This is a genomic window from Phenylobacterium sp. (assembly GCF_046590535.1).
Classification (GTDB): Bacteria; Pseudomonadota; Alphaproteobacteria; order Caulobacterales; family Caulobacteraceae; genus Phenylobacterium.
Genome location: NZ_JBKJTG010000056.1, coordinates 1 through 13,128 on the forward strand (window position 1 = coordinate 1; position 13,128 = coordinate 13,128).

A 13,128-nucleotide genomic window follows, 5' to 3' on the forward strand; every position below is an offset into this window, starting at 1 on the left:
GACCTGCCGGCCACGGCGCTCACCGTGGAGATCACCGAGACCTTCCTGTTGCAGGACCTAGCCCTGTCGCGCCGGCACATCGAGCGGCTGGCGGCCAAGGGCGTGCGCATCGCGCTGGACGACTTCGGCACCGGCTATTCCAACCTGCGCGCGCTGATGAACCTGCCGATCCACACGGTGAAGCTGGACCGCTCGCTGATCGCCGACGTGGGCCGTGACCCCAGGGTCTCCAAGCTGGTCAAGGCCATGCTGCAGGCCGCCCGTTCGCTGGGCGTCAGCATCGTCGCCGAGGGCGTCGAGGAGGAGGCGCAGGCAGTGTTCCTGCGCGCCGCCGGCTGCGACCGCATGCAGGGCTACTGGTTCGCCCGGCCCATGCCCGCCGACGACATGGAGATCCGCCTGCGCAACGCCCGCCCGCCCCAGGCCGCCCCCGAGCCCGCGATGTTCGAGGCCCTGCGCCGGGCGGTGGGGTAGAGCTGGGGCCGGGGCTGGGTCGGAGGAAGAACCCGGGTTGATCCGGACGCCGCTGGCGGCTCTATTGGGATGACGCTTCCTAGATCATCTTCGCCATTGGGATGTCGTCCTCCACGGCGCCATGAGCGAGATGAACCCGGCCAAGGAAGCGACCTTCGCGCTCAAAGCCAAGGCGCTCGTAGAGCCGGATCCCGGCGACGTTCCCAGACCTGGCGACCAGCTCGATCCTTGTCACAGGCGGGGTCAAACGGGCCGCCCGTTTGAATAGGGCGTTGAACAATTGGGCGCCCACGCCGCGTCCTTGGTGGCTCGGGCGGACAGCGACGGTCAGGTCGGTCAGGACGTGGGCGAACTGGCGCGGCGCCAGGCGGCTGGCGGCTGGCGTGCAGTTCACCGAGGAGCTCATCGCTGCCAAACGCCCCCAGGCTAATGCCGCCGGCGGCAGTTCCGGTGAGGAAGCCGCGCACATACGCCTCAGTGAATTCCTCGGGCTCTCTGGCGAGACCGGACCCCGGCGCCTGCGCCGTCGCGCGGTAGAGCTCCAGGACGGACAACAGGTCGGCGGCTGTCATGTCCCTGACAGTTAGGTCGTGAGTCATCTCGCCCCCGCAGACTTCACGGTCTCCCCACTCGTCACGGTGCAATCCCCCACTGTCATTGCTGAAACGTCCTACGGGCGGCGGGAATGGAGCACCAGTGGGCGGTCGATTGCAGGGCCTGCAAATCCGCTGTCCGCAGGGCGTCAATAGCGGGACTCGACCTCAGCCCGAAGAGTAGCGTGCCTAATTGACGTTGCGCTCACGCCCTTCCCAGAAGGGGGCGCGCAGGTCGCGTTTGAGGATCTTGCCGGCGCCGGACAGGGGCAGAGGCTTCGTGCGGATGGTCACGCTGCGGGGGCGCTTGTAGTTGGCCAGCAGCGGGTTCGCAGTGGGCCATGACCTCCGCGACGCTGGGCGCCAGCCCGGTCCGGGGCACGACGATGGCGTGCACCGCCTCGCCCCATTGGTCGCTGGGAATGCCGATGACCGCGACCTGTGCGACCGCGGGGTGGGTGGAAATCGCGCTCTCCACCTCGGCGCTGAAGACGTTCTCACCGCCGGTGACGATCATGTCCTTGAGGCGGTCGACGATGAAGATGAAGCCGTCAGCGTCCCGGTAGCCGCCGTCGCCGGTATGCACCCATCCGTCCCGGATCGTCGCGGCCGTCAGCTCCGGGAGATTCCAGTAGCCTTGCATCATGCCGGGGCCGCGGGCGACGATCTCGCCCACCTCGCCGGGGCCCACATCCGCGCCGGCCTCATCGACGATGCGCACATCGCAGCCGGGCACCACCCGACCCGCCGCGGCCAGCCGGCCGGCGCGCGGGCCATCCAGCACATGGTCGGCGGCGGAGAGCGAGGTGACCACCGGGGCCATCTCCGTCTGGCCGTAGACCTGCACGAAGCGCACATGCGGCAGCTTGGTCAGCGCCTCGGCCAGCACACCGCGCGAAATCGACGAGCCGCCGTAGCCGACCACCCGCAGGGTCCCCAGGCGTTCCGTCGCGAACGCCGGATGCTGCAGCAGCATGGCGATCATCGTGGGGACCATCACGGTATGGGTGACGGACTGGGCCTCGATGGCGGCCATCACGGCCTCGGGGTCGAACCGCGGCACATAGGCGTGGGCCGCGCCCATGATGGACCCCGCGCCGCCCAGGCAGCTGTCCGCCATGTGGAACATCGGCGCGGCATGGAGGACGACGTGGTCGGGCTCGACCTCAAGCAGCTTGGCGCAGAGCAGGTTGTTGTACCAGAGCGCCCGGTGCGGCACCTGCACCCCCTTGGGGAAGCCTGTGGTTCCGCCGGTGTAATAGAGGCCCGCCAGATCCTCTCCGCCGGCTTGCGCATCCGGGGCGGGCTGGTGGGCGCTGACCAGGTCTTCATAGCTCAGCAGGCCCTGCGGCGGGTCGCCGTCATCGCACCAGACCAGATGCTCCAGCGCCGGGCAGGCGACCGCGGCCTCCGCCGCCAGACCGGCGAAGGCGCGGTCCACGAAGAGAACGCGCGTCCCGCTATCGCGCAGCGAGAAGGCGCTTTCGGCGGCCGTCCAGCGGATGTTCATGGGCACGACGACCGCGCCGGCCCACCAGACGGCGGACAGGAACTCGGTGTAGCGGTCGCTGTTCAGGGCCAGGATCGCCACACGGTCGCCGGGACCCGCGCCCAGCGTCCGCAGGCCGGCCGCCAGCCGGGCCACCCGCGCCCGGCTCTCGGCCCACGTCCGGGATCGCCCGCCGAACAGGGTGGACGGCGCCGTCGGCCGGCCACGGGCGGCGGCGTTGATCATTCCGGTCAGCCCGTACATCGCCCGATCCCCCCGCCGTCCACATCCCAAGACGACGGTAGGTGGGACCCCGATACAGTCAAGCTTGCCGCGCAACCTAAGGCTTCGCCGTGTCGTTGCGAGAAAAAGCCCCGGCTATGGGGCCTCTCCCACATGTGTATGGTGCGGCTCTGGCTCCGATCGCCGCAGGCTCTGCGAAAAGGGCGGCCATGGCTGCCTGACCGAAGGATCGACAATGCGCTTCCCGGCCGTTTCCCTTTGCGCCGCGCTCCTCGCTGGAGCCTGCGCCGTTGTCCCCGACCGCTGGCCTCCCGTCACCGGTGTAAGCCAGGATTCGGCCGACCGGGGACGCCAGCTCGCGCAACAGACCTGTGCGCGTTGCCACGCCGTGGGGGCCGCCGGTGAAAGCTCGCAGCGACGGGCGCCAACTTTCCGGGCGCTTTCAGGCCGGTACGTCTCGGTCAGTCTGCAGCGCAAGCTCACCGAGATCGCCGAGACCGGGCACTACGACATGCCTGCCCTGTTGCTGCACAGCGATCAGGTCGAGGACGTCGTCGCCTACATCAACAGCTTTGAGCCACAGGAGTAGCGGCCCGTGGTGGTGCGGCGTGCGGCCAGGAACGAAAGTCGGCGCGGTTGCGCTGAGTAACGCTGCAGGAGCATCGACATGGGCGAGGACCAGAAACGTCAGGCCGGCGGTGATCCGCCTCCCCAGGAGCAGGACCGGGATCGAACGACGCCGCCGGCAAGGTCCGGCGAGCGGTTCGACGGCGGGACCGACGAGGACGAAGACGCAGGTGCGGGTTTCGGGGAGGCGGACGACGCCGCCAAGGTCCGCGGGCGCGGGCCGGGGTAGGTGGCGTCGGCGTTACTTGGCCCGCTCGACGGCGCCGTTGAGGCGGGACCATTCCTCGAACGAGCCGTCGTAGAGCAGGGTCTTCAGGCCCAGGGTGCGGGCGGCGAACAGGGTCGCGGTGGCCTGCTGGCCCACGTGGCAGTAGGCGATCACCGTGTCGCCGCGCTTCACCCCGGCGGCCTTGAACTTCGCGGCGATCTCGGCGGGCGCAGCCAGCTTCAGGTCCTGGGTGGTCACCGAGGCGAAGGGCACGCTCTTGGCGCCGGCGATATGGCCTGACTTGTGCGGCCGCTGGGGCGAGCCGCCGACGCGGGTCCCGGCGTAGAAGTCCGGGGCGCGGGCGTCAACCACCACATAGCCGGGCGCGGAGGCGTGGCGGCGCACGAAGTCGGCGTCGACGACGAGGGGGCGCATCCTGAGGGGCGACAGCCGGCCAGGGGCGATGGCCGGCGCGTCCTTCGACAGCGGCCGGCCCTCGGCGGCCCAGGCGGCGGTGGGGGCGCCCAGCAGCACCGTGCGGCGGCCCAGGCCCGCGGCGTCCAGGGTGAACACCACGCGCGTGGCCGACTGGATGCCTTCGCGGGTGGGAACCACCACGATCCGCGAGCGGTCGGAGACGCCCAGGGCCGCCAGCCTGGCGCGCAGTGCCTGCGGCGGCAGCATCTCCAGGGTCAGGGCCTCGCCGCCCATGGGCGCCGCCAGGTCGGCCAGGGTGACCAGCCGGGCGCCGGGGATATGGCCCGCCTCATAGCCGGCGCGGTCGCCCACCTGGAGGATCACCAGGTCGCGGTCGGCGATGCGCCTTGCCAGCCAGTCGGTGGGCACCACCAGGCCGCCCGGGCGGGCGTGCGCCGGGGCCGACATGGCCATCGCCAGCGCCGCCGCGAGAAGCAGAACTCGCATATGACCCGCCCTTTCATCCGCCAAACTGAGACGAGGTTAGGCGCTTAAGAGACGCTGCGGAAGGCGTCGTGCGGTCGGTGCTAAACTGTTGTCGGCGGCTGGGCGCAGGCCAGGGCGCAGGCGCGGGTCAGGACCTCCAGCTCGGCGAAACGGTGGGGTTCGGCGGCCTTGAAATTGAAGCAGGTCTTGCCCTGCTTGTGCTTCTCAAGACCGGCCGGGACCTGGGCCAGCAGGCCGGGGTCCGTGTAGAGGGGCATCAGGTGGTAGCTGACATAGGCCTTTCCCAGCTTGACCATGCCGAACCACACGGGATCCTTCGGCTTCCCGGGGTTCGGCCCGGGCGCGTGCATGACGAGCCCGCCCGGCGCATCCTTGGCCACCACCATGCCCGAGGCGGCGCGCAGCATCATGTCTCGCAGGTCCGCATAGACCGGCTGGAAGTCGGCCGGCATAGCCTATTCCGCCGGCAGGGCCTGTTCGCCGCGGCGGTCGCGCATGCGGTCGAACTCGGCCCAGACGCCGGCCTCGCCCTGCCACTGGCCGCGGGTCGCCGCTTTGGAGTATTCGGTCGAACGGGCCTCGAAGAAGTTGGCGTGCTCCACGCCCGAGAGCATCGACTGCAGCCAGGGCAGCGGGTTTTCCTTGATGCCGTAGACCTCCGGCAGCTCAAGCTGGCGCAGGCGCCAGTCGGCGATGAAGCGGATGTACGCCTTGATGTCCTCGGGCGTCATGCCCTGGACCTCGCCGGCCTCGAAGGCCAGGTCGATGAACTTGTCCTCCAGGCCCACCACCGTCTTGCAGCAATCGACGATGTCGTCGGCCACCGACTTGGTGACCGCGCCGGTTTCCTTGTTGAAGGCGTGGTAGAGCTTGGTGATCCCCTCGCAGTGCAGGCTCTCGTCGCGGACCGACCAGGAGACGATCTGGCCCATGCCCTTCATCTTGTTGTGGCGCGGGAAGTTCATCAGCATGGCGAAGCTGGCGAACAGCTGCAGCCCCTCGGTGAAGCCGCCGAACATGGCCAGGGTGCGGGCGATGTCGGCGTTGGTGTCGACCCCGAACTGCTGCATGTAGTCGTGCTTGTCGCGCATGGCCTCGAACTCGAGGAAGGCCGTGAACTCGGCGTCGGGCATGCCGATGGTCTCGAGCAGCAGGGCGTAGGCCGCGATGTGGATCGTCTCCATATTGGAGAACGAGGCCAGCATCATCTTCACCTCGGTGGGTTTGAACACCCGGGCGTAACGCTCCATGTAATTGTCGTTCACCTCGACGTCGGACTGGGTGAAGAAGCGGAAGATCTGGGTGAGCAGGTTGCGCTCGCGGTCGTTGAGCTTCGATGCCCAGTCCTTGAGATCCTCGCCCAGAGGCACCTCCTCGGGCATCCAGTGGACCTGCTGCTGCTTCTTCCAGAACTCGTAGGCCCAGGGGTAGCGGAAGGGCTTGTAGGCCGCCGACGGCGTGAGCAGGCCCGGCAGGGTGCGGATATTGGCGGTCACGGTCTTTCCCTCAGGAATCGAGGATGCTGGAATGGCGTCCGCGAACGTTACCAGCGAACCAGACAACATCTAGTGCGAAGTTGACGCACAGGCCCAAGATGTTGTGAACGGCGTGGGGATAACCGCAGCCGACAGGCGGCCTTCAACGACGGCCGCACCGCAGAGGCGGCGCCGGCTAGCTGCCGGGCTTGATGGTCAGGGAGAAGGCGACCATGGAGTCTTCGCGGGTCTTCTGGCCGAACACCATGTGCTGGCCCTTCACCTCGCGGTGGATGTAGCCCAGCGAGGTCTGCACCGTCCCCTTGCGCCAGCCGACGCCGACCTGGGCGTCGCCGATCAGGGCGCTGGTGGGATCGGTGGTCCAGCCGGCGCGGTCCCAGCCGCTCTCGCCGCGCAGCATGTTCATGCCCACGGCACGCCCGCTGGCCGCGGCGTAGAGATACCAGCGGCCCCGGTTTCCGAAGGCGGCGCCGTCGCCGACGCCCATGTCCTTGAGCTTCTCGGCGGCCTGGGCGTCGCGGCTGATGCGCACCATGGCGCCGGCCTCGGCCTGGCCGCCGCCCCGGGCCACACCGACGCCGGCGTGGGGGGAGAGGTCCAGCTCCAGGTCGCCGCTGGCGAAGCTGATCGCATGCGGCCAACTGCGGATCAGGGAGACATCGATTTCGTCGGCGTCGTACTCGGCCGGGGCCAGGTTGATCGGCAGGCCGCCCGGCGTGCGCGGCGCGCCGCCGACGCTCACCCGCAGCAAATCCACCGGGCCCTTGGTGCGGGACGACAGGGCCACCTCGCCGGTCTGCCAGCGCACCGGGCCGTTGGGCGCCAGGGTCTCGCGCTCAATCAGCCGGGCAAAGGGGACGTTGGACTTTGAAGCCACCGGCGCGAAGGCCGCCGCAGCCAAAGCCTGGGCGGGGTCGTGACCTGACGAGGCCTGCGCCGCGGCGTTGGACGCCGCCGCAGACCCCAGGACGATGGCCAGTAGAGCCACCCGCCGCATCAAGCGCATCTCCTATTCCCGCAGCGTATAGCGCGCGGTTCAATCGCTACCGTTTCACGAATGACAAATGGCCGCAAACCCAATGAGTTCCAAAGCCAAGCCTGATCGGGTCAAAAATGCGTCGCTCGCTCAACCGTCACCATGGGTGCAGGACGGTGAGGCCTGTTTCCAGTACTCTAACCTGAGGTTGAGGCGCAGCGGCGCCGGTTAACCTTCAGCCGCCAAGCAAAGGCGCCATTTTCGCCCGGCCCATGCCTATTGGCAGGCCAGGCATTCCTCGTAGTCGGTCTTCTGGTCGCTGTGCGCCATGGCCACCAGGGCCTCGCCGCCGGCGTGGGCCGCCCGCTGCACCGACTTGGAGCGAAGGTAATAGAGCGACTTGCAGCCCCGCTCCCAGGCCTGCCAGTGCAGCATGTGCAGGTCCCACTTATCCACGTCGCCGGCCAGGAAGATGTTCACCGACTGGGACTGGCAGATGTCGGGGGTGCGGTCGGCGGCCAGTTCCACCACCCAGCGCTGGTCGATCTCGAAAGCGGTCTTGTAGACGTCCTTGTCGTCCTGACCGAGGAAGTCGAGGTGCTGCACCGAGCCCTCGTTCTGCAGGATGGAGTCCCAGATGGCCGCGGTGTTCTGGCCGGTCTGGTCCAGCAAGCGCTCCAGGTAGGGGTTCTTCACCGCGAACGATCCGGAGAGTGTCTTGTGGGTGTAGATGTTGGCCGGGATCGGCTCGATGCCGGCGCTGGTCCCACCGCAGATTATCGAGATCGAGGCGGTCGGCGCGATCGCCAGCTTGTGGGAGAACCGCTCCATGACACCGCGCTCGGCGGCGTCGGGGCAGGCGCCACGTTCGGCCGCCAGGGTGCGGGAAGCCTGGTCGCACTGGCGGCGCAGGGTCTTGAATAGCCGCATGTTCCAGGACTTGGCGAGCGCGCTCTCGAAGGGCACGTTCTGCGCTTGGAGGAAGGTGTGGAAGCCCATCAGGCCCAGGCCAACCGAACGCTCGCGGGTGGCCGCATAGACGGCGTTGGCCATCTCCGGCGGGGCGCGCTCGATGAAGTCCTGCAGGACATTGTCGAGGAAGCGCATGACGTCCTCGATGAAGGTCGGGTGGTCACGCCACTCCAGGAACTTCTCAGCGTTGACCGAGGACAGGCAGCAGACCGCGGTGCGCTCCGCGCCCAGGTGGTCCTTGCCCGTGTGCAGCATGATCTCGGAGCACAGGTTCGACTGGCGGACCGCCAGGCCCAGGTCGCGCTGATGCTGGGGCATGGCCCGGTTCACGGTGTCGGCGAAGATCAGGTAGGGCTCGCCGGTCTGCAGGCGGATCTCGAGGATCTTCTGCCACAGCGAGCGGGCGTCGACCTCGCGGACCACGTCGCCGGTCTTGGGTGAGCGCAGGCCGAACATCTCGCCCGCCTGCACGGCTTCCATGAAGGCGTCGGTGATGGAGATGCCGTGGTGCAGGTTGAGCGACTTGCGGTTGAAGTCGCCCGAAGGCTTGCGGATCTCCAGGAACTCCTCGATCTCCGGATGGTGGATGTCCAGGTAGACCGCCGCCGACCCGCGGCGCAGCGACCCCTGGCTGATCGCCAGGGTCAGGCTGTCCATCACCCGGATGAACGGGATGATGCCGCTGGTCTGGCCGGCGCCCTTCACCTTTTCGCCGATGGAGCGGACGCCGCCCCAGTAGGTGCCGATGCCGCCGCCGTTGGAGGCCAGCGCGACGTTCTCGTTCCAGACGCTCTGGATGCCTTCCAGGCTGTCGGGCACGGCGTTCAGGAAGCAGGAGATCGGCAGGCCACGGGCCGCGCCGCCGTTGGACAGCACCGGGGTCGCGGGCATGAACCAGAGATTTGAGATGTAGTCGTAGATGCGCTGGGCGTGGTCGGCGTCGTCGGCGTAGGCCGTGGCGACGCGGGCGAACATGTCCTGGTAGGACTCGCCCGCCAGCAGGTAGCGGTCCTCCAGCGTGGTCTTGCCGAAGTCGGTGAGCAGCGCGTCGCGGGTGCGGTCGACCTCGACCTTGCGCACCAACTGCAGCTGCGGTCGTTCGCGCCCGACCTCGACCCGGCCCAGCCCCTCGGCAATCCCAACTTTCGCCGCTTCGCTCATCGTCCCTAAGCCCATGCCTCTACAGGATTAAGAGCTCTCCCGCCCCCTCCTGTGCCCCTACATGTTGTGGGCTCACCCGCCCGAACAACCTACATATGGGGGCACGGGGACTAAGGAGTCGTCAATGAGGAGGCCCGTTTCGCCCCCAGTCTTTTTTGCTAACGAGGGATTAACCGAGACCGTCCGCACTCGGCGGATCAGGTGTTTGTGCGGCGCCCGCTCACGACACTGTGAAGGCGGCCCTAATCTCCCCGCGGGGGCGAGGAGGTGGCTAGGGATTGAGGTTCAAGAGCGCCGGATCGCCGCCCTGGGCGGCGATGTTGATGCTAACCGCGCGCTCCACCGCATAGCGCAGCAGGGCGTGGGGACCCCCGGCCTTAGGGCCGGTGCCGGAGAGCCCCTCGCCGCCGAACGGCTGGACGCCGACCACCGCCCCGATCATCGAGCGGTTCACATAGGCGTTGCCGGTCGGGACCGCGCGCTGAACCTCCTCGGCGAAGGCCTCGATGCGGCTGTGCACGCCCAGGGTCAGGCCGTAGCCGGTCGCCGCCAGCGGGGACGCCGCGGCGTCCAGCCGGTTGGGGTCGTAGCGCACCACGTGCAGGACCGGGCCGAACACCTCCTTCTGCAGGAAGGCGGCGGAGGGGATCTCGGCCAGGGCCGGCCCAAAGAAATGGCCGCCGGCCGGCGCGGTCAGCTGATGCAGCAGCCTGGCGTCCTTGCGCAGATGCTCCACATGGGCTTCCAGAGCGCCCCTGGCGTCGTCGTCGATCACCGGGCCGATGTCGGTCCTGGGGTCGGCGGGATCGCCCACCACCAGGGTGTCCATGGCCCCGATCAGCCCCTCGATCAGGCTGTCGGCGGTCTCGTGCGGGGCGAACAGCATGCGCAGCGCCGAGCAGCGCTGGCCCGCCGAGCCGAAGGCCGAGGCCACCACGTCGTCGATCACCTGTTCGCGCAGCGCCGTGGTGTCCACGAACATCGCGTTGAGGCCGCCGGTCTCGGCGATGAACGGCAGGATCGGGCCCGGGCGGGCGGCCAGGGTCCGGTTGATCGCCCAGGCGGTGTCCGTGCCGCCGGTGAAGGCCACGCCGCTGCAGCCCGGATGGCCGACCAGCGCCTGGCCGATGCTGGCGCCTTCGCCCGGCAGGAGGTGCAGCAGGTCGACGGGAAGGCCTGCCTGATGGAACAGCCGCACGGCCTCCGCGGCGATGATCGGGGTCTGTTCGGCGGGCTTGGCCAGGACCGCGTTGCCGGCGGCGAGCGCGGCGGCGATCTGGCCGGTGAAGATGGCCAGCGGGAAGTTCCAGGGGCTGATGCAGACGAACACGCCGCGGCCATGCAGGGACAGCTGATTGGTCTCGCCCACCGGGCCTTTCAGCGTCTGCGGATGGGCGAACTGCTGTTCCGCGAGGCTCGCATAGTAGCGGCAGAAGTCGGCGGCTTCGCGGACCTCGGCGATCCCATCACTCAGCGTCTTGCCGGCTTCGCGCACGCAGATGGCCACCAGCCGCTCGCGCTGGGCCTCCAGGGCGTCGCCCATGGCGCGCAGGACGACGGCGCGGCCCTCGCCGCCCCGGGCGTCCCAGGCGGGTTGCGCGGCCTTGGCCTGGGCGAACGCCCTGTCCACGTCGGCGGGGCTGGCCGACCAGGCCTGGCCCACGGTCAGCGTCAGGTCGGCAGGCGAGACCCGGGACTGCATCGCACCGGAGGTGGGCGACTTTCCGCCCACGATCGGGCCGGCCTTCAGGCCCTCGCCGTCCAGACTCGCGATCGCCAGGACCAGCGTCTCCCGCGCCGCCGCAATGGAGAGGTCGAGGCCCTGGGAGTTCTTCCGGCTGGGCCCATAGAGGTCGGCCGGCAGGGGGATGCGGGAATGCGGCGCGCCGCCGGCGGCCTCCACCGTGGCGATCGGATCGAAGACCACCTTGGAGACCGGGGTGCGTTCGTCCAGCAGGGCGTGGACGAAGGAGGTGTTGGCGCCGTTCTCCAGCAACCGCCGCACCAGGTAGGGCAACAGGTCCTCGTGGCTGCCCACTGGGGCGTAGACCCGCAAGGGGAAGGCGCCGTAGCGCTCGCGGGCGCCGGCGTAGAGCGCCTCGCCCATGCCATGCAGGCGCTGAAACTCCGGCGACAGTCCGGCCTGGCGGGCCATCTCGCGGACGGCGGCCAGGGTGTGGGCGTTGTGGGTGGCGAACTGGCCGTAGAGCGCAGGCGCCGCGGCCAGCAGCGCCCGGGCGCAGACCAGGTACGACAGGTCGGTGGCGGCCTTGGTCGTATAGACCGGATAGCCCGGCAGCCCGGCCACCTGGGCGCGCTTGATCTCCGAATCCCAATAGGCGCCCTTCACCAGCCGCACCATCAGCCGCCGGCCGCTGGACCGGGCGATCCCGGCCACCGCTTCGATGATCTCAGGGCTGCGCTTCTGGTAGGCTTGCACCGCCAGGCCAAGGCCCTTCCAGGCGCCCAGGTCCGGCTCGCGGGCCAGGCGGTCCAGCAGGTCCAGGGAGATGGCCAGCCGGTCGGCCTCCTCGGCGTCCAGCGTCAGGTTGATGTCGGCCGCAGCCGCCACCCGCGCCAGGCGCAGGATCCGCGGGTAGAGGTCTGACCAGACCCGCTCGGCCTGGCGCGCCTCGTAGCGCGGTGAGAGCGCCGAGAGCTTCACCGAGACCCCGTGGCCGGCCTCGGGGCCTTCACCGCCGGCGTGTTTGGCCACGACCTTCAGCGCCGCGGCGTAGGCCGCCTCATAGCGGTCGGCGTCGGCCTCGGTGCGGGCGCCCTCGCCCAGCATGTCGAAGGAACAGGTAAAGCCATCGGCGGCGGCGCGGCGGATGGCCTGGGTGATGGTCGCCCCCAGCACGAACTGCTCGCCCATGATCTTCACCGCTGCGCCCACCGCGCGGCGGATCACCGGTTCGCCCAGCCGCCCGGCCAGCCGGCGGATGAAGCCCGGCAGGTCGGCGCCGGCCTCTTCGTCGGGATCGATCAACTTGCCGGTGAGCATCAGGCTCCAGGTCGAGGCGTTGACCAGGAGGCTGTCCGAGCGGCCGGCGTGGCTGGCCCAGTCGGCCGAGGCGATCTTCTCGGCGATCAGCTTGTCACGGGTTCGCTCGTCCGGCGTGCGCAGCAAGGCCTCGGCCAGGCACATGAGCGCCAGACCCTCGCGGGTGGAGAGGCTGAACTCCTGCAGGAAGCTCTCGACCACCCCCTGGCGGCGGGCGCCGCGGCGGGCGGCGCGGACCAGGGCCTCGGCCTCCTGCAGCACCGCGGCGCGGTCCTCGGTGCTCAGGGGTCTGGCGGCCAGAGCGGCGGCCACCGCCTGGCGCTCGTCCGCAAATTTTGCCCGGTCCAGGTGGTCGAAGGACATGTCCGTTCCGCGTTGTTCGGCGGACAATCTAAAAATCGTGCGTCAAAGGCAAGGGCCGGGGTGGTTTCTCTCTTAACTGTCATCCCGGAAGCCGCGCAGCGGCTGTCCGGGACCCATGAACGCCGGATGGACAACGTCTGGAGGCGCCATCATCTGCACGGCAAGCGTCAGTGTTCATAGGTCCCGGTCTTCGCGTGCCGCGAAACCGGGATGACAGTTGAAAGGTGGGATAGCGCCGGCTCCTCCGACCACCCCGCTTAACTATCATCCCGGAAGCCGCGCAGCGGCTGTCCGGGACCCATGAACACCGGAGGGACGATGTATAGGGTGCAACCACGGCGGCGCGCGAGGTGGCTCATCGCAGACGGTCTGTGTTCATGGGTCCCGGACAAGCGCTCCGCGCTTTCCGGGATGACAGCAAGGGACAAGCGCTCCGCGCTTCCGGGACGACAGCAAAGGGTGCTCGCGCTGGGGGAGGACGCAAACGCGAAGGAGCCCGGCCTTTCGGCCGGGCTCCCGCTTAGTTCGATAAAGTCCGTCTAGATCGAGATCAGAAGTTGATGTCGATCGTGGAGCGACGGTTCAGCGGTTCCTTGAC

The 13,128-nt window shown here is 69.0% G+C and carries 11 protein-coding genes; 3 read left to right on the forward strand and 8 right to left on the reverse strand.

Going from position 1 to position 13,128, the window contains the following annotated elements:
* A partial coding sequence (locus ACLL81_RS03325) for an EAL domain-containing protein (RefSeq protein WP_411286925.1) occupies positions 1-474 on the forward strand: 474 nt, incomplete at its 5' end.
* Positions 475-553: 79 nt separating this feature from the next.
* On the opposite strand, the gene ACLL81_RS03330 is transcribed toward ACLL81_RS03325, so the two are convergent.
* Positions 554-880 carry a GNAT family N-acetyltransferase gene (locus ACLL81_RS03330; protein WP_411286926.1) on the reverse strand — a complete coding sequence of 109 codons (327 nt, stop codon included), beginning with the start codon at positions 878-880 and terminating at the stop codon, positions 554-556.
* Positions 881-1,272: 392 nt separating this feature from the next.
* Positions 1,273-2,820: an AMP-binding protein gene (locus ACLL81_RS03335; protein WP_411286927.1), complete on the reverse strand. Its 1,548-nt coding sequence runs from the start codon at positions 2,818-2,820 to the stop codon at positions 1,273-1,275.
* 214 nt (positions 2,821-3,034) lie between these two features.
* On the opposite strand from ACLL81_RS03335, the gene ACLL81_RS03340 reads away from it, so the two are divergent.
* Both ACLL81_RS03340 and ACLL81_RS03345 read left to right on the forward strand, forming a co-directional pair.
* Positions 3,035-3,388, forward strand: coding sequence for a c-type cytochrome (locus ACLL81_RS03340; protein ID WP_411286928.1), 354 nt, complete (start codon positions 3,035-3,037; stop codon positions 3,386-3,388).
* Between the two features lie 78 nt (positions 3,389-3,466).
* The gene (locus ACLL81_RS03345; protein ID WP_411286929.1) at positions 3,467-3,655 is read left to right on the forward strand and encodes a hypothetical protein; all 189 of its coding nucleotides are present in this window, start codon (positions 3,467-3,469) and stop codon (positions 3,653-3,655) included.
* Positions 3,656-3,667: 12 nt separating this feature from the next.
* Here ACLL81_RS03345 and ACLL81_RS03350 read toward each other — a convergent pair whose 3' ends face one another.
* The 6 genes from ACLL81_RS03350 to putA all read right to left on the reverse strand — a co-directional run bounded on the left by ACLL81_RS03350 (position 3,668) and on the right by putA (position 12,530).
* Entirely contained in the window at positions 3,668-4,558 is an 891-nt protein-coding gene (locus tag ACLL81_RS03350) for a sulfurtransferase (RefSeq protein WP_411286930.1), read from the reverse strand.
* Positions 4,559-4,638: 80 nt separating this feature from the next.
* Positions 4,639-5,010: a hypothetical protein gene (locus ACLL81_RS03355; protein ID WP_411286931.1), complete on the reverse strand. Its 372-nt coding sequence runs from the start codon at positions 5,008-5,010 to the stop codon at positions 4,639-4,641.
* 3 nt (positions 5,011-5,013) lie between these two features.
* Complete coding sequence (locus tag ACLL81_RS03360; RefSeq protein ID WP_411286932.1) at positions 5,014-6,054, reverse strand: ribonucleotide-diphosphate reductase subunit beta; 1,041 nt, start codon at positions 6,052-6,054, stop codon at positions 5,014-5,016.
* A gap of 175 nt (positions 6,055-6,229) precedes the next feature.
* Positions 6,230-7,051 carry a lipid A-modifier LpxR family protein gene (locus ACLL81_RS03365; protein ID WP_411286933.1) on the reverse strand — a complete coding sequence of 274 codons (822 nt, stop codon included), beginning with the start codon at positions 7,049-7,051 and terminating at the stop codon, positions 6,230-6,232.
* Positions 7,052-7,306: 255 nt separating this feature from the next.
* The gene (locus tag ACLL81_RS03370) at positions 7,307-9,163 is read right to left on the reverse strand and encodes a ribonucleoside-diphosphate reductase subunit alpha (RefSeq protein WP_411286934.1); all 1,857 of its coding nucleotides are present in this window, start codon (positions 9,161-9,163) and stop codon (positions 7,307-7,309) included.
* Between the two features lie 271 nt (positions 9,164-9,434).
* Complete coding sequence (putA, locus tag ACLL81_RS03375) at positions 9,435-12,530, reverse strand: bifunctional proline dehydrogenase/L-glutamate gamma-semialdehyde dehydrogenase PutA (RefSeq protein ID WP_411286935.1); 3,096 nt, start codon at positions 12,528-12,530, stop codon at positions 9,435-9,437.
* Between the last annotated feature and the right edge of the window lie 598 nt (positions 12,531-13,128).